Genomic DNA, 21,757 nt, shown 5'->3' with positions numbered 1-21,757 from the left:
ACCGAGCGCCGACCGAGCGCCGACCGAGCGCCGACCGAGCGCCGACCGAGCGCCGACCGAGCGCCGGGCTACGCCGGCTTCTTGTCCTTGCGGAAGATCTTGCGGCCCAACCACACCAGAGGGTCGTAGCGGTCGCCCGCGACGCGCTCCTTCATCGGGATGATCGCGTTGTCGGTGATCTTGATGTGCTCGGGGCACACCTCGGTGCAGCACTTGGTGATGTTGCAGTACCCGAGGCCCTGCTCGTCCTGCGCCGCCTCCCGGCGGTCGTCGCGCGCGTCGAGCGGGTGCATGTCGAGCTCGGCCGCGCGGATGAACAGGCGCGGGCCGGAGAACGGCGGCTTGTTCTCCTCGTGGTCGCGAACGACGTGGCACGTGTTCTGGCACAGGAAGCACTCGATGCACTTCCTGAACTCCTGGCTGCGCTCCACGTCGACCTGCTGCATCCGGTACTCGCCCGGCTTCAGGTCCGCGGGCGGCGCGAACTGCGGCATCTGCCGCGCCTTCTCGTAGTTGAACGAGACGTCGGTGACCAGGTCGCGCACCACCGGGAACGTCCGCAGCGGCGTGATCGTGACCGGCTCGCGCTCCTCGAAGGCGTTCATGCGCGTCATGCACATCAGCCGCGGCATCCCGTTCACCTCGGCCGAGCACGAACCGCACTTGCCGGCCTTGCAGTTCCAGCGCACCGCCAGATCGGGGGCCTGCTCGGCCTGGATGCGGTGGACGACGTCGAGGACGACCTCGCCCTCGTTGACCGCGACGTCGAACTCGGCGAAGTCGCCGCCCTCGGCGTCGCCGCGCCACACCCGGAAGGTCCTCGTGCTCATCAGGCGTCCTCCGCTTCCGTCGACCGGTATTCCTCGGGGGTCATGTACTTGGCCAGTTCACTGGTGTCGAAGAGCCCCAGCAGCTCCGGTGTCATCGCGGGCACGTCCTGGCGGGAGAGCACCAGCTCCTCGCCGTCGAGCCGCGCCACCAGGTTGACCCGCCGCCATGCCGGGTCCATGCCCGGGGCGTCCTCGCGGGTGTGCCCGCCGCGCGACTCGTCCCGCTCCAGGGCCGCCTTCGCGGTCGCGACCGAGCAGAGGTGCATGTTCCGCAGGTCGAGCGCCAGGTGCCAGCCCGGGTTGTACGCGCGCCCGCCCGTCGCGGCCACGTTCGCGATCCGCGGCCTGAGCGCCTCCAGCTCGGTGAGCGCCTCCTCCAGCTCCTCGGCCTTGCGGATGATGCCCACGAGGCGGCCGTTGACCGCCTGGAGCGCCGCCTGGAGCTCGTACGGGTTCTCGCCGCCGCTCCCGAAGGGGCGCAGCGCGTCCGCCTGCGCGGCCGCGATCTCGTCCTCGCTCAGCACCGGCTGCTCGGTCACCGCCGCGTGCTCGGCCGCGAACTCCCCGGCCCGCTTGCCGAACACGAGCAGGTCCGACAGCGAGTTCCCGCCGAGGCGGTTCGAGCCGTGCATGCCGCCCGAGACCTCGCCGGCCGCGTACAGGCCCGTCACCGACGACGCGGCCGTCTCCGCGTCGACCTCGACGCCGCCCATGATGTAGTGGCAGGTCGGGCCCACCTCCATCGGCTCGGCCGTGATGTCGACGTCCGCGAGCTCCTTGAACTGGTGGTGCATCGACGGCAGCCGCTCGATGATGTACTCCGCGCTCCGCCGCGACGCGATGTCGAGGTACACGCCGCCGTGCTCGGTGCCCCTGCCCGCCTTCACCTCCGAGTTGATCGCCCGCGCGACCTCGTCGCGGGGGAGGAGCTCCGGCGGGCGCCGGTTGTGGTCCGGGTCGGTGTACCAGCGGTCGGCCTCCTCCGGGTTGTCGGCGTACTGCGCCTTGAACACCTCGGGGATGTAGTCGAACATGAACCGCCGGCCCTCGGAGTTCTTCAGGACCCCGCCGTCGCCGCGCACCGACTCGGTGACGAGGATGCCGCGCACCGACGGCGGCCACACCATCCCCGTCGGGTGGAACTGGATGAACTCCATGTTGATCAGGCTCGCCCCGGCGCGCAGCGCCAGCGCGTGCCCGTCCCCGGTGTACTCCCACGAGTTCGAGGTGACCTTGAAGGACCGTCCGATGCCGCCGGTGGCGAGGACGATCGCGGGCGCGCTGACGGCCATGAACCGGCCGGTGCCGCGCCGGTACCCGAAGGCGCCCTTGACGGCGCCCTGCTCGACGAACAGCTCGGTGATGGTGGTCTCGTCGATGACCTGGAGCTTGTCGGGGCCCTCGCCGGCGGCCTCGTCGTCCTGCTGGAGCGAGACGAGCTTCTGCTGGAGGGTGCGGATGAGCTCGAGGCCGGTGCGGTCGCCGACGTGGGCGAGGCGCGGGTACTCGTGGCCGCCGAAGTTGCGCTGGCTGATCCGGCCGTCCGCGGTGCGGTCGAACAGGGCCCCGTACGTCTCGAGCTCCCAGATCCGGTCGGGCGCCTCCTGGGCGTGGATCTCGGCCATCCGGTAGTTGTTGAGGAACTTGCCGCCGCGCATGGTGTCGCGGAAGTGGACCTGCCAGTTGTCGTTCGCGTTGACGTTGCCCATGGCGGCGGCCGCGCCGCCCTCGGCCATGACGGTGTGCGCCTTGCCGAACAGGGACTTGGAGATGACGATGACGGACTTGCCGGCGAGGCGGGCCTCGACGGCGGCCCGCAGGCCGGCGCCCCCGGCGCCGATGACGAGGACGTCGCAGGCGAGGCGCTCGACGTCGGTGGTGCTGTCGCTCATGCTGTCTCCCCTTTACCCGATGAACCGGAGGTCGCTGATCCAGCCGGCGGCGACGGCCATGATGTAGAAGTCGGTGAGCGCCAGGGACGCCAGCGTGATCCAGGCCCACATCATGTGGCGGGCGTTGAGCGCGCTGGAGAGCGTCCAGAACCGGTACCGGACCGGGTGCTTCGAGAAGTGCTTGAGGCGCCCGCCCATGACGTGGCGGCAGGAGTGGCAGCCGAGGGTGTAGCACCACAGCAGGACCACGTTGGCCCACAGGACGAGGTTCCCCAGGCCGAGGCCGAACCCGCTGGGGGAGTGCATGGCGAGCACCGCGTCCCAGGTGTTGATCACGGAGATGAGGAACGCGGCGTAGAAGAAGTACCGGTGGAAGTTCTGGAGGACGAGCGGGAAGCGGGTCTCGCCGGTGTACTTCGCGTGGCCGTCGGGGACGGCGCACGCGGGCGGCGAGAGCCAGAACGACCGGTAGTACGCCTTCCGGTAGTAGTAGCAGGTGAGGCGGAACGCCAGCAGGAACGGCAGGCTGAGCGCCGCGTACGGGATGAGCGGGTGGTCCGGGAGTATCCGTCCGAAGTGGGCGGACTCGGGGACGCAGCCCTCGGAGACGCACGGGGAGTAGAAGGGCGTCAGGTAGTAGTAGTCGGCGACCCAGTAGTCGCCTTGGTAGAAGACCCGGAAGGTCGCGTAGGCGACCCACGCGGTGATGCCGAGCACCGTCAGGATCGGGGCCCGCCGCCAGTTGTCGGTCCGCAGGTTCCTCGCCTTGACGGCGGCCCGGGGCGGCGACGAGACGGCGCTGTCTTCGGTCGTGGTCATCAGCGCAGGATATCCCTGAACCTGTGATGTAAGTCCATGGGGTGCATCACAATTACGAGCTTTTCTCCGACTGGGGCTGTAGATTGCGAAGTTTCCTCTGTCGCCTCACCGGCCCTTGTGGGGCGCGAGTGGCGCCGGCCCGCCGTTAGGCTGGGGCCATGAGCGCACGCGGGATCCTGTTCGTCCACGCCCACCCCGACGACGAGACCGTCTCCACCGGGTCGACCCTCGCCCACTACGCCGCCCGGCCCGACGTGCACCTCACCGTCGTCACCTGCACCCTCGGCGAGGAGGGCGAGGTCCGGGTCCCGCACCTCGCGCAGCTCGCGGCCGGCGAGGCCGACCAGCTCGGCGGCTACCGCTACTGGGAGTACCGGCGGGCCGTGGCCGCCCTCGGCGTCACCGACACCCACTTCCTCGGGGGCGTCGGGCGCTGGCGGGACTCCGGGATGATGGGCCTGCCCTCGAACGACCACCCGCGCGCCTTCTGGGGCGCCGACGTCGACGAGGCCGCCGCCGACCTCGTCGCGGTCCTGCGCGACCGCCGCCCCGAAGTCCTCGTCACCTACGACCCCGACGGCTTCTACGGCCACCCCGACCACATCCAGGCCCACCGGGTCGCCATGCGCGCCGCCGACCTCGCCGCCGACCCCGCGTGGCGGCCCGACCTCGGCGAGGCCCACGAGGTCCGCAAGATCTACTGGACCACCGTGCCCCGCTCCGTCGTCGAAGCCCAGTTCGCGGCCTTCGCGGGGGCCAGCGACAACCCGTTCGCCGACGCCGCCTCCGTCGACGACCTCCCCTTCGGCTCCGCCGACGACGAGATCCACGCCTGCATCACCGCCGGCCCGCACGCCGCCGAGCAGAAGCGCGAGGCGATGGCCGCCCACGCCACCCAGATCGCCCCCGGCGACTGGCTCGACGTCCTCGGCGACAAGCTCGGCGACGGCGCCATCGCCGCCGAGTACTACATCCTCGCCCGGGGCGAGCGCGGCCCCGGCGAGGGCCCGAACGCCTGGGAGTCCGACCTCCTCGCCTGAGCAGCGGTCGACTGGATTCACGGGGGCTCCGCGGGGGTATTCACCCAGGCACTATGAACGACTTCCTGAACCAGTTCGGCCCCGTCGCCCTCGCCCTCGTCCTCGGCCTCCTCGTGGGGGCCGAGCGCGAATACCAGGGCAAGCCCGCCGGCATGCGCACGCACGCCCTCATCGCCGTCGGCGCCGCCCTCTTCGTCCTCGCCGGCCGCTACGGCTTCGGCGGCATCGAGCCCGGCACCCCCGGCGTCGACCCCGCCCGCATCGCCGCCCAGGTCGTCACCGGCGTCGGCTTCCTTGGCGCGGGCGTCATCTTCTTCCACCGGAACCTCGTCTACGGGATGACCACCGCCGCCTCCATCTGGTCGGTCACCGCCATCGCCGTCTCCTGCGCCGCGGGCCTGTACTGGATCGCCGTCGCCGTCGCCCTCATGCACCTCCTCGTCGTCGCCGGGCTCGCGCCCGTCGAGGACTGGATCGCCAAGCACGCCAGGCACAGCGGCCGCCTGCACCTGCGCTACACCACCTCGGCCGCGCTGACCGAGGCGCTGTCGACGTGCACCGAGCGCGGCTTCACCGTGGTCGAGATCGAGGAGGAGAACGGCGACGGCGAGAACAGCGAGCGCTCCACCGACCTCATGCTCGCCGGGCGCGGCTCGATCAAGGACCTCACGGCCCACCTGAGCGCGAAGGAGGGGATCACGGCCGTCACGTTCCAGGAGCACGTCGTCAACGGCGGACTCTGAGGCGGGGTGCTGCAACGGGCAGTGCTACGGGGGCCCGGAAACCGGCTCGGAGCCGGGAGTGAGCTCCGGGCCGCGCGGCCCGGAACTGGGGGAGGATGCGCCCCAGGCAGGATTCGAACCTGCGACCATCGGATTAGAAGTCCGGTGCTCTATCCAGCTGAGCTACTGAGGCACGGCGGGGACGCCCACGGCGCCGCGCCAGCGCAAGAATACCCGGCCGCCGGGGTTCGCGGGGGACGGGGAGCCGGATGCGGGCACGGATACGGGGCGTCGCAAGAACACCCCAAACGATTCTCCACGACGCCCCGGAATTGCTGACCCACATCAATGAGTAGTCCTTGCGCGATCAAGTGTCAAGCGGCGTGCGGCGTGTTGACGCTGATTCGTTATCTTGCCCTAAGTGGGCGGCAATGCCCGCTATGCGTCCCCACTGCTGAGGGCCCTAATGGACACGCAAGGTGAATTCCGGCACGCAACGGACGCGCACGCAGCGTGCGCGGCCCGCAGCCCGCCGGGCCGCCCCCGATCCGGGGGCGGCCGCCGCTGGCGGGGCCGTGCCACACTTGCACCAGAGCCGACGGTGAGGAGCGGGCATGAGCGACGAGCGGCCACCGGCCGAAGACGCCCCGAACGAGGTGCGCGAGACCGGCCGGGAACCGGTCATCCTGCGCGGCATATCGACCCGGGCCTGGGAGCACCCCGCCGACCGTGGCGCGCTCGTCGCCCTGCGCGAACTCCGCGGCTTCGACATCGTCCTGCGCAAGCTCTCCGGGATGGTCTCCGAGCGGGCCCTGCGCCTGAGCCTCCTCGGCTCCTCGATCAAGGTCGACCGCCACCAGTACTCCCGCGTCCACGACGCCTACCTCTCCGTCGCCGCCGTCCTCGACGCGGCCGACCTCCCCGACCTCTACATCACCCGCAACCCCGACCTCGGCGGCATGTGCATCGGCATCGACAAGCCGGTCATCGTCATCAACTCCGGGTCCCTCGACCTCCTCGACGAGACCGAGCTGCGGTTCCTCCTCGCCCACGAGCTCGGCCACGCCCTCTCCGGGCACGGCCTCTACCGGACCCTCCTCATGGTCCTGCTGCGCCTGACGACCTCCGTCGCGTGGATTCCCGTCGGCGTCGTCGGCCTGCGCGTCATCACCGCCGCGCTGTACGAGTGGAGCCGCAAGTCCGAGCTGTCCGCCGACCGCGCCGGCGCGCTGGCCGTGCAGGACCCGGCCGCGGCGATCCGCGTCATGGCGAAGATGGCCGGCGGCGGCGACCTCCGCGACGTCGACACCGCCGCGTTCCTGGAGCAGGCCAAGGAGTTCGAGACCGGCGGCGACCTGCGCGACAGCTTCCTCAAGCTCCTGCTGCTCGAGACGCGCAGCCACGACTTCGCGGTGGCCCGCGCGGCCGCGGTCAAGTCGTGGATCGACGAGGGCGAGTACCGCGAGTACCTCGCCGGGGCCTACCCGCGGCGCGAGGGCGACGGCGACGCCTCGATCTCCGCCGAGGCCAAGGCCGCCGCGAAGTCCTACAAGGACCTGTTCGAGACCTCCGGCGACCCGCTCGCGAAGCTCCTGCGCAAGTTCCGCGACGGCCTCTAGACGCACGGGAGCGGGCCCGGGTCGCCGACCCGGGCCCGCTCGCCGCCCGCCTACCGCTTGAGCTTCTCCAGCAGGAGCGCCTCGGCGACGCAGACCCGCTCGAACATCCTGATGTCCAGGGACTCGTTGGGGCCGTGCGGGTTCGAGTACTGGTCCTCGACGCCGGTCACCAGGATCGCGGCCTCGGGGTACAGCTCCTGGAACGTCGCGATCATGGGGATCGAGCCGCCGATGCCGATCTCGACCGGCTCGGTGCCGTCCCACGCCTCCGCGAACGCCGCCCGGGCGGCGTCGAAGGACGGGCCGGTCGCGTCGATCGCGCATGGGTCCCCCAGGCCCCCCTCGGGGGTGACCGTCACCTGGGCGCCCCACGGGGCCTTGGCCTCGAAGTGCGCGCGCACCGCCTTGAGGGCGTTCTCGGCCGAGTCGCCGGGGGCGAGGCGGAACGAGACCTTCGCGCGGGCGCTCGGCTGGAGCGCGTTGGCCGACTCCGCCGCGCCCGGTGCGTCGATGCCGAGCACCGTCGCCGTCGGCTTCGTCCACAGCCGCTCGGTGAGGCGGCCGGTGCCGATGAACTCGGTGCCCGGCAGCAGCCCGGCCTCGTGGCGCAGCGCCGCCTCGTCGTAGTCCAGGTCCGAAGACGGGCCCGACACCAGGCCCTCGACCGCGACGTCGCCGCGCTCGTCGTGCAGCGTCGCCATCAGCCGCGCGAGCGCGGTCAGCGCGTCCGGGACCGGCCCGCCGAACACGCCCGAGTGCACCGCGACCTTGAGGACCGCGACCTCGACGTACACGTTGATGACGCCCCGCAGCGTCGTGGTGAGCGCCGGGACCTCGGTGCGCCAGTTCGTGGAGTCGGCGATGACGACGACGTCGGCGGCCAGCAGGTCGCGGTGCTCGCGCAGCAGCCCCTCCAGGGTGGGGGAGCCGAACTCCTCCTCGCCCTCGATGAGGAGCTTCACGCCCACCGGCGGCTTCCCGCCGAACGCGCGCAGCGCCGCCACGTGCGCCATGACGCCGGCCTTGTCGTCGGCGACGCCGCGCCCGTACAGCCGCCCGTCCTTCTCGACCACCGTGAACGGGTCGTCCTGCTCCCACTTCGCGAGGTCGCCGACCGGCTGCACGTCCTGGTGGGCGTACAGCAGGACCGTCGGCTGGCCCTCCGGCGCGGGGAAGTGCGCGTACACGCTCGGCTGCCCGCCGCCGTGCGAGAGCTGGCGCGCCTCGGCGGCGCCGGCGTCCTCGAGCAGGCGCTGGACGGCGTCCGCGCCCTGACGGACCGGCTCGTGGTCGAGTCCGTCGAAGGCGATCGCCGGGATCTTGACGAGGGCCTCCAGATCGGCGCGCACACCCGGGAGGGCGGCGCGCACCGCATTCACTACATCGCTCATGGGGCGCAATCCTATGCCGGGGGTAGGCGGTGTTCGAGCTCCCCTGACGGTCGTTATCCGGCCCGTTCGCCCGCTCGCTGCGTTGTCGGCCCTCCGAATACAACACCGGTATTCGGAGGGCCTTCCGCCTTGCGACCGAACGAACGGTCTCGGATACCGCCTCGCCGGGGGAGCTCGAACACCGCCTACACTCGGCAGCGTGTTGCAGCGATACCGGTTCGTGTTCGCGCCCCGCTGGGTCCTCCTGACGCTCGCGGGCGTGGTCGTGATGGTCGTCTGCGCCCTCCTCTCCCAGTGGCAGTGGGACCGGGCGGTCCAGCGCGCCGCCGCGAACGAGGTCATCGAGACCAGCGTCGAGGCCGTCCCGCTCGACCGGTGGCTGCCCGCCGGCGAGGACCTCGACCCGGACGCGCGGTGGACGCTCGTCGAGGCCACCGGCGTGTACGACGCCGACCGGGAGGTCGTGCTGCGCGCCCAGACGAACAACGGCCTCAACGGGTTCGAGATCGTCACCCCGCTCGTCCTCGCCGACGGCACCGCCATCCTCGTCGACCGCGGGTTCGTGCCCTCCGAGAACACCGGGTCCGTCCCCGACTACCCGGCCGCGCCGGCCGGCGAGGTCACCGTCACCGGCCGCGTCTACGAGTACGAGGACCCCTCCGGCGGCGTCACCGAGGTCGACGGGCACCTCGAGTCGCGGCGACTGAGCATCGACATGCTCGGGCCCCACTACGACTACGAGTTCCGCTCCGCGTGGATCGCCGACGTCGAGCCCGCCGCGGGCCTCACCGCGCTCGAGACGCCCTCGTTCAAGGACTGGCAGAACTACTCGTACGCCGTGCAGTGGGCGCTGTTCGCCGCGATGGTCCCGGTCGGCCTGGTCGTGCTCGTGCGCCGCGAGCGCAGGGACCTCGACGAGGCCGCCGCGGCCCCGGAGACGGAACCGGCCGCCTCCGGTGCGGAAGCGGCCGATTCCTAAGTCCTTGCCCTCGAACTGGATCTCCCTCGACGGCGCGGTGAAGTCCTCCACCGGCACTCCTTCCAGCCCCTCCTTGAATATGGTGCCGACCGTCTCCTTCGACACCACCGTGTTCGCGGTGCCGACCTCGTTGAAGATGTAGTCCGGGTCGGCCATGAACGCGCCGATCGTCATCTGCGGCGTGTAGCCCAGGAACCACGAGGTCCGGTTGTTGTCGGTGGTGCCGGACTTCCCGGCGACCGGGCGGCCCGCGAGCTCGCCGACGACCCGCGAGGTGCCCCACGAGCCGCACTGCGCGCCCTTGCGCGCGGTCTCGGTCACGCACCGGCCCGCGTCCGTCGCGGCCCGCGCGACGTCCTCGTCGAGCTCCTGGTGGCAGCGCGGCGAGGCCACGTCCAGCTCCTGCCCCTGCGGGTCGATGATCCGCAGGGCCGGGATCGGCTCGCAGTACTCGCCCTCGGCCGCGAGCGTGTTGAACACGTTCGTCATCTCGATCGGCTGCACGTCGGAGACGCCGAGCGTGAACGGCCCCCAGCCCCCGCGACGCTCCTCCGAGGCGTAGTACGCGTCGCCCTCGCTGCGCCACTGGAGGCCCATCCGCTCGGCCATCTCCACCGTCCGGTCCGCGCCGACGCGGTCGATGAGCTGCGCGAAGTACGTGTTCACCGACATCCCGAAGCCCGACCACATGTCGCGGTTGCCGGCCATCGACGCCGAGCCGTTCTTCGGGCACCACCGGCCGCCGCAGGCCGTGGTCGCCGAGACGAAGCTCGTCGCGACCCGGTTGGGCGAGTAGATGTCGTAGTTCAGCGGGTAGCCCGCGTCGAGCGCGGCCAGCATCGTGAAGATCTTGAACGTCGACCCCGCCTGGTAGCCGCCCTCGGCGCCGCCGCCGAGCACCGGGTTCACCGTGTTCGGGTAGTTGCCCTTGCGGTCGTCGAAGTCAGGGTTCGAGTGCGGGCCGTTGTCGCTCTGGTCGTACGAGAACGTGCGGTTCAGGCCGAGCGCCTTGATGCGGCCCGTGCCCGGCTCCATGACGACCGCGCCGTGCGCGAACTTCGAGTTCTGGCTCTTCGCGTCGTTCACGGTGTCGTTGGTGAGCTTCTGGAGGTCCGGGTCGAGCGTCGTGATGATCGTGTACCCGCCCTGGCGCAGCTCGCGCTCGCGGTCGGCCGGGGTCGCCCCGAACGCGTCCTGCTCGCGCCACCAGCGGCGGAAGTAGTCGCAGAAGAACCCGTACTCCGAGGTGGTGCCCTCGACGCCGATGCACGAGTTCGGCGGGTCCGACACGTTCAGCTCGATCGGCAGGCCCCGCACCTCCGACGCGTCGCCGCGCGAGAGGTAGTCGATGTCGACCATCCGGTCGAGCACCCAGTTGCGGCGCGCGAGCGCGTCGGTCTGGTCCGACACGATCGGGTCGTACGCCGAGGGCGCCTGGACGAGCCCCGCGAGCGTCGCCGACTCCTGGAGGTTCAGCTCCGAGGGGTGCTTCGAGAAGTACACCTGCGCGGCCGCGAAGATCCCGTACGCGTTGTGCCCGAAGTACGCCTGGTTCAGGTAGCGCTCGAGGATCTCGTCCTTCGACAGCTGCTCCTCGACGGCCATCGCCAGGCGCGCCTCGCGGAGCTTGCGGGTCGCGGTCTGCTCGGTCGCGGCGATGACCTCGTCGATCGACTCGGCGTTCAGCTGGAGCGCGCCGCGCACGTACTGCATGGTGATCGTCGAGGCGCCCTGCTCGACGCCGCCGGAGTTGTTGTTGGCGACGAACGCGCGCACGATGCCGCGGTAGTCGACGCCGTTGTGCTGGTAGAACCGCGAGTCCTCGGCCGCGACCATGGCCTGCTGCATGACGGGCGCGACCTCGTCGAGCGAGACGTGGCGGCGGAACTCGTCGTAGAACAGGCTGATGAGCGTCTCGCCGTCGGCCGCGTACACGTACGACGTCAGCGGCGGGTCGGTCTCGGTGACCTCCACCGAGAGGGTGTCGATCGCGGTGAAGCCGGCCTTCGCGGAGAGCCCGGCCATCGCGGCCAGCGGGAACAGCAGGGCCGCGATCGCGAGCCCCGCGAGGACGCTGGTGCGCAGCAGGGCGTACACCCCTTCGGCGGGCGGTCCGGGTCGGTCGCTCCCGCGTGCGGACAGTCCGGGCACACGGTGCTGGCGGGGTCGATCGCGCATATATCCAGCCTAGGGCACACCGATCACGACAAGGTGAAAATCCTCACGAGCGTCGGTATCGCTTTCATGAAGGGGCCGAACGCAAAGCGGACTCACATCACTTGCGCATCACTGCCGGTCGCGGCGCCGTGCGCGCGGCGCGTAACAGGCTCGCAACGAGCCGTTTAGACGCCCGCGACGAAACCCGCCTACGCTTGTCGAGGTCTCGTCGACGCGGCCGAGCAGGAGAACCACCCCCCGGACCACCCAGAGGAGGCGCACGTGTCGGTCTACGAAGTCGGTCTGCGACTGCACGGCAAGAGCGTGCTCGTCGTCGGCGGCGGCACCATCGCCGGCCGCCGCGTCCCCCGCCTGATCGACGCCGGCGCCCGCGTCCTCGTCGTCGCGCCCGAGGTCACCACCACCCTCTCCGACCTGGCCGCCGCCGGCGAGCTCCAGTGGGAGCGGCGCGGCTGGCGCCCCGGCGACGGCGACGGCGCCTGGTTCGTCCTCGCCGCCACCGACGACCCCGCCGTGAACGCGGCCGTCGCCGCCGAGGCCGAGGCGAACCGCACCTGGTGCGTCCGCAGCGACGACGCCGAGGCGTCGGACGCGTGGACGCTCGCGCGCACCGCGTTCGACGGCGTCAGCGTCGCCGTCTCCGCCTCCGGCGACCCCCGCCGCGCCGCCGCCGTCCGCGACGCCGTCGCCGCCGCCCTGCGCGCCGGCGACCTCGACGCCCCCCGCTCGCGCCGCACCCGCCCCGCGGGCGTGGCCCTCGTCGGCGCCGGCCCCGGCGACGCCGACCTCATCACCCTGCGCGGCCTCGAACTGCTCCGCCAGGCCGAAGTGGTCGTCTCCGACCGCCTCGCCCCGCAGGAGCTGCTCGACCTCCTCGGCGACGACGTCGAGATCGTCGACGCCGCGAAGCTCCCGTACGGGCGCCACACCACGCAGGAGCAGATCAACGCCGTCATGGTCGAGCGCGCCCGCGAAGGGAAGTTCGTGGTGCGCCTCAAGGGCGGCGACGGCTTCGTGTTCGGCCGCGGCGCCGAGGAGCTCGACGCCTGCCTCGAGGCGGGCGTGCCCGTCGAGGTCGTCCCCGGCCTGTCCTCGTCCATCGCCGGCCCCGCCGCCGCGGGCATCCCCGTCACCGAGCGCGGCGTCGTCCACGACTTCACCGTCGCCACCGGCCACGTGCCCCCCGGGCCGCAGAGCCTCGTCGACTGGCACGCTCTCGGCGCCGGCAACGGCACCGTTGTGCTCCTCATGGCCGTCAAGAACCGCGCCGCGATCGCGGCCGCGCTCATGGAGGGCGGCCGGCCCGGCGACACCCCGGTCCGGATCGTGGAGAGTGCGACCACGAAGAACCAGACGGTCCGCGAATGCGAATTGTCCGACCTGGGCGTCACCGAGGCGCACCACCCGGCCGTGATCGTCATCGGCGCGGTGGCCGCGAGGGGCCGCTCGCTGTGAGTTTCCGCAGCTGAAGACCGGTTTCACGGCGGCGTCGAAGTGTCACTTCGACGCCGCCGCACTTTTACCTAATCCACCCTTTACAAGCCCGAACACAGGCCGTAATATTCGTCCATCAACAGCGCGACGGTCGTCGCGTCTGCCACCGCGGTCACGATCTGGACCACAGGTGTACTTCCATTCGAGCGGGTCCTCTCGCTCACCCTTTTTGTCCTCTTTGGAGTGTGCATGCGCATTCGTGAGTTCTCTGCTGAGCTCGCTTCGCGGCTCAAGGTCGCCTATGCGGTCCGCAATGTCGACCTGACATTGCCCGGACTGACCCTGGTCGACGAATGCGCGCCCCGCGCCGGCCATATCCTGGTCGCACGGGTCGACGCCATCGGGCACCACAACTGGCTCGAGCTCGCCACCGGCCGCAAGGCCGCCATCTACCCGGGGGACGAGGTCCTGCTGGCCTTCGGCGAGCGCTACGCGCCCGACCAGTACGAGTCCCGCATCCCCGACGTCCTCGGCACCTCCGTCGACCTCGTGGCCGCCGGCGGCGTCGCCGGGGAGGTCCTCTCCCGGCACGGCGACATGCGCCCGCCGACCCGCTTGGAGCCGATCGGCGTCCTCGCCGACCGCGAGGGGAACCCGATCGACCTGCGCCGCTTCAGCGTGCTCGCCCCCTTCGGCCTGGGCGACCACCCGCCGGTGGTGTGCGTCGTCGGGACCTCCATGAACGCCGGGAAGTCCACCACCGCCGCGTCCGTGATCCGGGGCCTGTCGCGCTCGGGCCGCCGCGTCGCCGGCATCAAGATCACCGGGACCGGCGCGGGCGGCGACCCGTGGATGTTCCGCGACTCCGGCGCGGTCGTCGCCGCCGACTTCACCGACGGCGGCTACCCCACCACCGCGGGCGTCCCCGTCCCCGAGCTCGCCGAGCTCGCGCAGACGCTCTACCACCACGCCGCCGCGCACGACGTCGACGCCGTGGTCATGGAGATCGCCGACGGCATCCTCCAGTCCGAGACCTCGGCGCTGCTCGAGTTCCCGGTCGTGCGCGAACTCGTCGACGGCGTCGTCCTCGCCGCCGCCGACGCGGCCGGCGCCCGCTACGGCGCCCAGCACCTGCGCGCCCTGGGCCTGCCCGTGATCGCCGCCTCCGGGCGCCTCACCCAGTCCCAGCTCGCCATCCGCGAAGCCGTCGCGGGCATGGACGCGCCGGTGTACACGCCGAACGAGCTCGCCGCGCCCGAAGTGGCCTCCGAGATCCTCGCGATGGCCGGGGTCGCGCGCTCCCGCCGCGGCGGCGTCCTCGAACTGGGCGAAGCCGCCTAGCCCACCCGTCCCTACTACCTGGCAGGACCGACGGCGGCGCAGCTCGAATGCGCCGCCGCGACAACCGAAGAACGAGACCTCCCGACGGGCGGTGCACGGCCCCGGCGCGAGCCGGACGGCGACCAGGTGCACCGCCATCTCCGTGCCCGCGGCGCGGCTCCGTCCCCGATGCGCCGTCCTCGACGCGCCGCTACGTGGCGGTAACCTGACTGGCTTGCGCCACTTTGGGCCACCCGAGACCGATACCGTCTTGTGACAATGGCAGCCTGGTCCTAGTTGCACCCGCGAATTAGGCTCGGGTTCGTGCGCCGCCCCGCCCGCACCCCGTCCGCGCGAACCCCGCGCCGGCCCGCGAGCCGCAGACTTGCACCAGAAGCGCAGAGGAAATCCCCCTTATGACCACTCGCAACGTCGACGCCCGACGCTTGAACGTCAAGGGCCTGCTCATCGCGGTCGGACTCCCGGTGGTCCTGGTCGGCGCGCTCGTCGCCACCCTCCTCGGCACCGGCGCGTTCAGCCGCGAGAACGAGGGCGAGGACGCCAGCATGTGGCTGTGGACGACTCCCCTCGGCGAACTCGCCCGCGTCAACGGCCTCACCGCCGCCACCGACGTGCGGCTCGACGTCACCGACGCGATGGGCAACGCCGTGCAGGTCGAGCAGACCGACTCGCACCTCCTCCTCCGCGAGATCGCGACCGGCGACGTCTCCGCGATCGACCTCTCCACCCTCGAGATCACCGGCGCGGCCGAGACCGCCCCCGGCGAAGGCGTGCGCGTGGCCCTCTCCGACGAGGGCGCGTTCATCATCGACCAGACGCAGGGCCTGGTCAACCAGGTCGACCCCTCGACCCTCACCGCGATCGGCGACCCGCTCAAGTTCCCCGCCGGCCTCACCGGCGGCGCCTTCGACGCCGACGGGAAGCTGTGGATCGGCGTCCCCCGCGAAGGCACCATCGTCCAGATCGAACCCCAGGACTCCGGCGCGAAGACCCTCGACACCGAGGTCGTCGCCGAGCCCCGCCAGGAGCTCGCCCTCACCGTCCTCGGCGACGGCGTGGCCGTCCTCAACTCCACCGCCAAGGAGATGACGACGATCCGCTCCGACGGCCGCCGCGCCGTCACCGCGATCGAGCTCGCCGGCCCGACCGAGACCGCCGACACCAGCCCCGGCACGATCGCCTCGGTCACCGTCACCGACCCGCCCTCGATCGTCACCGTCGACGACGACCAGGCCCGCAGCTTCGCGATCGGCGCCGGCGCCTCCGAGCTCCTCGGCGCCTCCGTCGAGTTCCACGAGCGCATCTACGTGCCCGACGGCGCCTCCGGCCTCGTCTGGGTCTACGACCTGGAGGGCAACGAGCTCCAGCGCATCGAGATCGACTCCGGCGGCGGGCCCGTCGAGCTCTACCACACCGGCGACACCCTGTTCGCCAACGCCGTCAACACGAACGCGGCCGTGGTCGTCTCCGCCGACGGCGAGGCCGTCCTCGCCCCGAAGAACCGCGACGACATCCTCGGCGGCGACGCGCCCCCGACCGAGGAGGACGAGGGCGGCGACGAAGGCGACGAGAACGGCGACGAGGAGTCCGCCCCCGAGGTCGGCCCGCCCGGCGCGGTGACCAACCTCGACGGCACCGTCGGCGACGGCCTCATCAACCTCTCGTGGGACGCCGCCCCCAACAACGGCTCCGCGCTCACGAAGTACGTCGTCGAAGGCGCCGGCGAGACGTGGGAGATCGCCCCGAGCCAGCGCGTCCTCGAGATCACCGACCTCGACAACGGCACCCCGTACACGTTCACGGTGACCGCCCACAACGCCGAGGGCGAGGGCGACACCGTCACCTCGCCGTCGATCACGCCCTCCGCCGACGTGCCGGGCGCCCCCGGCGCGGTCCAGGCCACCGCGAACCCCGACGGCACGGTCACCGTGACGTGGGGCGAGGCCGACGGCGAAGGCAACGACATCTCCGGCTACCAGGTCGAGTCCGTCTCCGGCACCGGCGAGCGCACCGTCGTCGGCCAGGCCACCGGCACCGAGCTGAAGACCACCGCCGGCTCGCTCGACTACGGCACCCAGTACGCGTTCCAGGTGACCGCCCTCGCGGGCGCGGCCGCCTCCGCGCCCTCGCCGCTGTCGAACTCGGTCACGCCGTTCAACGTGCCCGACGCGCCCGGCAACCTCCTCGCGCAGAGCTCCGGCTCCGCGGCGGGCACCATCGACGTCTCGTGGGACCAGCCGTCGAACAACGGCCGCGACATCACGAAGTACATCGTGCGGGCCGGGACCCAGACCCAGGAGGTCACCAGCGGGACGACGGCCAGCATGTCCGGCTTCGGCAACAACGAGCAGGTCAGCGTCTCCGTGACCGCGGTGAACGAGGCGGGCGAGTCCGCGCCGGCCGAGACCACCTCGAACACGATGAGCGCGCCCTCGGTCCAGATCTCCGGACACGAGTCGCTCGCGAACCAGGTCAACCTGACCCTGACCATCGACGACGGCGGCAGCACCGACGCCCAGTGCACGCTCCTCGCCGACGGCGTCAACCAGGAGACCAAGCCCTGCCCCGACGTGTACGCGGTGACCGGCCTGTACGCCTCGACGGGCTACAGCTTCCAGATCCGGATCTCCAACCCGGCCGGGGAGGCGACCTCCGCGACGTACAACGCCTCGACCACGACCATCACCGGCAAGGTGTACTTCCGCTGCGACGAGGGCTACGACACGCCCTCCGGCTACTGCGACTCCGTCGACGGCGTCAGCGTCTACCCGCGGGCCAGCCAGTCCAGCGGCTCGCTCGGCACGACCAACACGCCGACCAGCTACAAGGCCTACTGCTGGACCACCGGCGACGCGACCATCAACCCGCGCGGCACCGAGAGCGGCCAGTCGGTCGACTACCACCCCGGCAAAGACGCCTCGAACAAATGGATCAAGATCGACTACGCTTCCAACGCGTACATCCCGTTCACATGGTTCAACATCGACGGGGTCGGTAAGAACTCCACCGGGGACCTCCCGCAGTGCTAGCAGGAGCAGAAGATGCACGACACCGAGCAGACCCACCCGTTGCAGGTGCCTAGGCGTATGCAGCAGCAGGTCCAGCTGGGCGCCGCGCAGGCCGAGCAGTTCGCCGCCGCGTTCGAGCGGCTCGCCGCCGCGGTGGACACCGTCGTGCTCGGCAAGCAGGAGGTCGTGCGGCTCGCGCTGACGGCCATGTTCGCCGAAGGGCACATCCTCCTCGAGGACGTGCCCGGCACCGGCAAGACGACGATGGCCCGCGCCATCGCGGCCGCGGTCTCCGGCCAGTGGCGGCGCATCCAGTTCACGCCGGACCTGCTGCCCTCCGACGTCTCCGGCGTGACGATCTTCAACCAGGCCAGCGGCGCCTTCGAGTTCCATCCCGGCCCGGTGTTCGCGAACATCGTCATCGCCGACGAGATCAACCGCGCCAGCCCCAAGACCCAGTCCGCGCTCCTGGAGGTCATGGAGGAGGGCCGGGTCACCGTCGACGGCCGCCCGCACCAGGTGCCGCTGCCGTTCCTCGTCGTCGCCACCCAGAACCCCGTCGAGATGGACGGCACCTACCGCCTCCCCGAGGCCCAGCTCGACCGCTTCCTCGTGAAGCTCTCGGTCGGCTACCCGGTCGAGGCCGCCGAGATCGAGGTCCTGCGCGGCACCCACCAGCGCAGCCCCGAGCACCTGCCCCCGGTCCTCGACACCGAGGCCGTGGCGCAGATGGCCGAGCTCGCCAAGCACGTCTACATCGCCGAGCCCCTGTACGCGTACCTCGTGCAGCTCGCCAACGCCACCCGCAGCCACCCGCAGGTCGCCGTCGGCGTCAGCCCCCGCGGGCTCATCGCGCTCACCAGGGCCGCCAGCGTCTTCGCGCTCTCACAGGGCCGCGGCTACATCATCCCCGAGGACGTGAAGGCCCTCGCCGGACCGGTCTTCGCGCACCGCATCCAGCTCGCCCCCGACGCCGCGATGCGCGGGGCCACCGGGCTCCAGGTCGTCGCCGACGCGTTCGACCAGGTCCCGGTGCCGCTGCCGTCCCCGGCGGCATGAGCGCCGACCGCCCCGGCGGCATGAGCGAGGCCGCGCCGGCCGCCCCTCCCCAGGATGCCGCGGCTTCCCGGTCCACATTGGGCGAACGCCTGCTCGCGGTGCCCGTCACCTCCCGCGGCGTCGGCCTCGCGATCGCCGCCGCCGCGCTCATCGCCTCCGGCTGGCTCTGGGGCTACCCCGAGCTCGCGGCCGTCGGCGCCGCCGCGGCCCTCGCGTGCGTCGCCGCCGGATCGGTCATCGCCGCCCGGCCCCGCCTCGAAGTCGAGCGCACCGTCACCCCCGACCGCGTCTCGGCCGGGCACACCGCGACCGTCGCGCTCACCGTCCGCAACGCCGGGCGCTGGCGCGCGGTCAACGCCCGCGCCGTGGACGCCTACGGCGGCACCGGCATCGAGACGCGCCGCGTCGCCGTCCCGCTCGCGCGCCTGCGCCCCGGCCGCAGCGCCGGCGCCAGCTACACCATCCGCGCCGAGCGCCGCGGCGTCGTCGACGCCGGGCCCCTCGGCATCGGCAAGCGCGACCTCCTCGGCCTCGCCGCGACCGCCGGGAACTTCGGGCCCAGCGCGCGCCTGTGGGTCCATCCGCGCCTGCACCAGCTCGGCCGCACTCCCGACGGCCTCGCCCGGTCGCTCGAAGGCACCGCCGACAAGGTCGAGCAGGGCTCGCTCACGTTCCACGCCCTCCGCGAGTATGTCATCGGCGACGAGCTGCGCCACGTCCACTGGCGCACCTCCGCGCGCATCGGGAAGCTCATGGTCAAGGAGCACCTCGACACCTCCCTGCCCACCGTCGCCATCGCCATCGACGACCGCGCCGAGTCCTGGCCCGCCCTGCCGGGCGTGCAGGTGCCCGACGCGTTCGAGGCCGCCTGCGAAGCGGCGTACTCGGTCCTCACCGCGTGCTTCCGCGCCGAGTACCACGCCGCGCTCGTCCCCGCCTCGGGCGCGACGGTCTCGGGGGCCGGCCGCGACTCCTACGGCGACCTCCTCGCCGAGCTCGCGCCGGACGCGAAGGACGGCCTCGACGCGTACGTCGCCCGGCTCACCGCCGCCCGCTACGGCGACACGCTCGTGTGGATCACCGGGACCGAGCCGCCCACCGACCGCCTCGCGCTCCTCAAGCGGGCCTATCCGACGGTCATCGCCGTGCACCTCGCCGCCGGACTCCCCGCCTCCGCGACCCTCGCCGGCGGCCTGCCGACCGTGCGCGCCGCCGACGGCGAGCAGTTCGCCGCCGCCTGGAACAACGGCGGGACGCGCCTGTGAGCGCCGTCGCGACCCCGGTCCGGCGCCGGCGCACCCGCTACCGGCTGCGCGTCGCCGCCGTCGCCGCGTGCCTCACCCTCATGTGCGCGCTCGCCGGGACGGTCGCCGCCCGCGTGTACCACGGGCAGCTCCTCGTCCTCCTCGTCGCCGGGGCCGCGTTCGCCGCCTTCGCGATCGGGTTCGCCCTCCGCAACCGGCCCGCGTTCCTCGCCCCGAGCGCCTCGCTCGTGGGCCTCGCCGCGTACCTGCTCGGCGCCATCGCGCTCACCACCGACGGCCGCGAACCGCTCCCGGCCACGATCGTCGACGCCCTCGTGAACGCCGTGCCGCGCACGCTGACCGCGCTCATCCCCGTCGAGCCCGCCCCCGACACGGTCGTCGTCCCGGTCTTCCTCGCGTGGCTCGCCGCGACCCTCGCGTGCGAGTTCGCGATCCGCTACGGCCGCACGCTCCTCGGCTGCCTGCCGCCGGTCCTCCTCTACGGCGCCGGGCTCTACCTCGTCGGCCCGAACGCCGACGGCGGCACCGCCACCGCGGTCGCGTTCTGCGTCCTCGCCGCCGCCGCGCTCGCCGTCACCGCCGCCCCGCCCGAGCGCCGCCCCGACAGCGACGCCGTCGTCGACGGCCCCGCGCCCTCGAAGGCGCCCGCGCTCATGGGCGCGGTCGTCACCACCTGCGTGCTGCTCGCGGCCGTCGCGCTCCTCGGCCCGGCCGCGGCGCGGCTCGTCACGGCCAGCCCCGGCGACCCGCGCGAGTACGTCGAGCCCCCGCAGCTCACCGACATCGACCTGAACCCGCTCGTGCGGATCGCCGCCTGGTCCAAATACCCCGACCAGGAGCTGTTCACGGCCGACACCACCGCCGACTCGCTCATGCGCCTCGCCGTGCTCACCGAGTACGACGGCACCACCTGGCAGGTCGCCGGCGACTTCCGCACCGCCGGGACCGTGATCCCCGGCAGCGGCGAGGCGGACTTCAGCGCCGACATCGAGATCATCGGCCTCGGCGGCAAGCTCGTGCCCGCCGCCGCCGACCCCGCGACCCTGACCGGCCTCCCGATCGCCGTCAACCTCGACAGCCGCTGCCTGCTCACCCCCGACGGCCTCGCGACCGGTTCGACCTACCACGTCGAGTCCGCGCTCACCACCGTCGACCCCGCGGCCGCCGAGACCGCCCGGCCCGACCTCGCCGACCCGGCCACGGTCGCCGTCCCGCTCGGGACGCCCGAGATCATGGCCACGATCGCCGACTACGTGAACACCACCTACGACACGCCCTACGCGCGCGCCCAGGGGCTCGCGGACTTCCTCGCCCAGCACTACGCGTACAACCCCGAGGCGCCCTCCGGGCACGACCTGCCCGCGCTCGGGTTCTTCCTCGGGAGCCCCGCCGACGCGGGCGGGCAGCGCGGCACCAGCGAGCACTTCGCCGCCGCGTACGCGATCATCGCCCGCCTCGTCGGCCTCCCCTCCCGCGTCGTCGTCGGCTTCGAGGTGCCGGGCGGGTCCAGCACCGTCACCGCCGCGCAGGCCTCGGCCTGGCCCGAGATCGCCTTCGACGGCGTCGGCTGGGTCCGCTTCGACCCGATGCCGGCGCCCGACGCGGTGCCGACGCCGCCCGAGGACACCCTCGAGCAGCTGGAGGAGGAGACGCCGACCCCCGAGGAGGACACCGGGGGCGGCGGCGAGGCCGAGGACTTCAACGACGAGTCCCTCGAACAGGAGGGGGACTTCAACGACGAGCTGACCCGGGACGCCGGCGGGCTCCCGGTGTGGGCCTGGTACGCGCTCGGGGCGCTGCTCCTGGCGTGCGCGCCGCTGGTGCTCAAGGCGAGGCGGGCCCTGCGGCGCCGCCGCCGGCTCGGGCGCGGGAGCCCGGCCGACCGGGTCGCCGGGGCGTGGGCCGAGGTCCTCGCCGCGGCCGCCCGCGCGGGCGTCAAGGTCCCCGGTCACGCGAACGCCGAGGAGGCCGCCTCGCGGCTGTCGCCGCTGAACGGCGAGATCGGGACCCTGCCGCGGCTGGTGAACGCCGCCGCGTTCGCGCCCCAGGCGGTGTCGGAGGAGGACGCCCGCGCGGCGGCCGCGATCGCCGCCGCCTATCCGCGGTCCATCCGGCACCAGGTGAAACGCTGGAAACGTTTGCTCACTTGAATTGCGCCCGTAAGAAGTTGATATTTCCCC

14 protein-coding genes, 1 tRNA gene and 2 pseudogenes are annotated in these 21,757 nt (G+C 72.2%); 11 read left to right on the top strand and 6 right to left on the bottom strand.

What is annotated here, in order from left to right:
• Nucleotides 1–74: 74 nt before the first annotated feature.
• From EIW28_RS19255 to EIW28_RS19245, 3 genes and pseudogenes are all read right to left on the bottom strand, one after another.
• Nucleotides 75–830: pseudogene (locus EIW28_RS19255) on the bottom strand (succinate dehydrogenase/fumarate reductase iron-sulfur subunit); the annotation flags it as partial.
• Nucleotides 830–2,722 carry a fumarate reductase/succinate dehydrogenase flavoprotein subunit gene (locus EIW28_RS19250; protein WP_125249328.1) on the bottom strand — a complete coding sequence of 631 codons (1,893 nt, stop codon included), beginning with the start codon at nt 2,720–2,722 and terminating at the stop codon, nt 830–832. The pseudogene EIW28_RS19255 and the gene EIW28_RS19250, both read right to left, overlap by 1 nt.
• A gap of 12 nt (nt 2,723–2,734) precedes the next feature.
• On the bottom strand, nt 2,735–3,541 hold the full coding sequence (locus EIW28_RS19245) for a hypothetical protein (protein ID WP_125249327.1): 807 nt from the start codon (nt 3,539–3,541) through the stop codon (nt 2,735–2,737).
• Nucleotides 3,542–3,699: 158 nt separating this feature from the next.
• Between EIW28_RS19245 and mshB the strand changes: the two genes are divergently transcribed.
• Together mshB and EIW28_RS19235 are read left to right on the top strand one after the other, a co-directional pair.
• Nucleotides 3,700–4,581, top strand: a complete 882-nt coding sequence (mshB, locus tag EIW28_RS19240) for an N-acetyl-1-D-myo-inositol-2-amino-2-deoxy-alpha-D-glucopyranoside deacetylase (RefSeq protein ID WP_125249326.1) — start codon at nt 3,700–3,702, stop codon at nt 4,579–4,581.
• Between the two features lie 53 nt (nt 4,582–4,634).
• Nucleotides 4,635–5,324, top strand: coding sequence for an MgtC/SapB family protein (locus EIW28_RS19235; protein ID WP_125249325.1), 690 nt, complete (start codon nt 4,635–4,637; stop codon nt 5,322–5,324).
• A gap of 98 nt (nt 5,325–5,422) precedes the next feature.
• Here the strand turns inward: EIW28_RS19235 and EIW28_RS19230 are convergent.
• Nucleotides 5,423–5,496, bottom strand: a tRNA-Arg gene (locus tag EIW28_RS19230).
• A gap of 421 nt (nt 5,497–5,917) precedes the next feature.
• Here EIW28_RS19230 and EIW28_RS19225 point away from each other — a divergent pair.
• Nucleotides 5,918–6,922: a M48 family metallopeptidase gene (locus tag EIW28_RS19225; RefSeq protein WP_125249324.1), complete on the top strand. Its 1,005-nt coding sequence runs from the start codon at nt 5,918–5,920 to the stop codon at nt 6,920–6,922.
• Between the two features lie 50 nt (nt 6,923–6,972).
• Here the strand turns inward: EIW28_RS19225 and EIW28_RS19220 are convergent, their stop codons facing one another.
• Nucleotides 6,973–8,313 (bottom strand): dipeptidase, encoded by a 1,341-nt coding sequence (locus tag EIW28_RS19220; protein WP_125249323.1) that lies wholly within the window; start codon nt 8,311–8,313, stop codon nt 6,973–6,975.
• A gap of 199 nt (nt 8,314–8,512) precedes the next feature.
• Here EIW28_RS19220 and EIW28_RS19215 point away from each other — a divergent pair, with 199 nt between their 5' ends.
• Entirely contained in the window at nt 8,513–9,292 is a 780-nt protein-coding gene (locus tag EIW28_RS19215) for an SURF1 family cytochrome oxidase biogenesis protein (protein ID WP_158630467.1), read from the top strand.
• A gap of 4 nt (nt 9,293–9,296) precedes the next feature.
• Nucleotides 9,297–9,434: a hypothetical protein gene (locus tag EIW28_RS24730; RefSeq protein WP_197717371.1), complete on the top strand. Its 138-nt coding sequence runs from the start codon at nt 9,297–9,299 to the stop codon at nt 9,432–9,434.
• An 86-nt stretch (nt 9,435–9,520) separates the two neighbouring features.
• On the opposite strand, the pseudogene EIW28_RS25700 reads toward EIW28_RS24730, so the two are convergent.
• Nucleotides 9,521–11,128: pseudogene (locus EIW28_RS25700) on the bottom strand (transglycosylase domain-containing protein); the annotation flags it as partial.
• 603 nt (nt 11,129–11,731) lie between these two features.
• On the opposite strand from EIW28_RS25700, the gene cobA reads away from it, so the two are divergent.
• From cobA to EIW28_RS24350, 6 genes are all read left to right on the top strand, one after another.
• A complete protein-coding gene (gene cobA / locus EIW28_RS19205; RefSeq protein ID WP_125249321.1) occupies nt 11,732–12,925 on the top strand; it encodes a uroporphyrinogen-III C-methyltransferase in 1,194 nt (397 codons plus the stop codon).
• A gap of 228 nt (nt 12,926–13,153) precedes the next feature.
• Entirely contained in the window at nt 13,154–14,245 is a 1,092-nt protein-coding gene (locus EIW28_RS19200; RefSeq protein ID WP_125249320.1) for a DUF1611 domain-containing protein, read from the top strand.
• Between the two features lie 395 nt (nt 14,246–14,640).
• Nucleotides 14,641–17,274: a fibronectin type III domain-containing protein gene (locus EIW28_RS19195; protein WP_125249319.1), complete on the top strand. Its 2,634-nt coding sequence runs from the start codon at nt 14,641–14,643 to the stop codon at nt 17,272–17,274.
• A 57-nt stretch (nt 17,275–17,331) separates the two neighbouring features.
• Nucleotides 17,332–18,312 carry an AAA family ATPase gene (locus EIW28_RS19190; RefSeq protein ID WP_125249318.1) on the top strand — a complete coding sequence of 327 codons (981 nt, stop codon included), beginning with the start codon at nt 17,332–17,334 and terminating at the stop codon, nt 18,310–18,312.
• The gene (locus tag EIW28_RS19185) at nt 18,309–19,577 is read left to right on the top strand and encodes a DUF58 domain-containing protein (protein ID WP_125249317.1); all 1,269 of its coding nucleotides are present in this window, start codon (nt 18,309–18,311) and stop codon (nt 19,575–19,577) included. The genes EIW28_RS19190 and EIW28_RS19185 overlap by 4 nt, the downstream gene beginning before the upstream one ends.
• On the top strand, nt 19,574–21,727 hold the full coding sequence (locus tag EIW28_RS24350) for a DUF3488 and transglutaminase-like domain-containing protein (RefSeq protein WP_158630466.1): 2,154 nt from the start codon (nt 19,574–19,576) through the stop codon (nt 21,725–21,727). The genes EIW28_RS19185 and EIW28_RS24350 overlap by 4 nt, the downstream gene beginning before the upstream one ends.
• Nucleotides 21,728–21,757 lie beyond the last annotated feature (30 nt).

This window comes from Glycomyces terrestris (genome assembly GCF_003933745.1).
Taxonomy (GTDB): Bacteria; Actinomycetota; Actinomycetes; order Mycobacteriales; family Micromonosporaceae; genus Glycomyces; species Glycomyces terrestris.
This window is presented reverse-complemented; position numbering and strand designations above follow the sequence as displayed.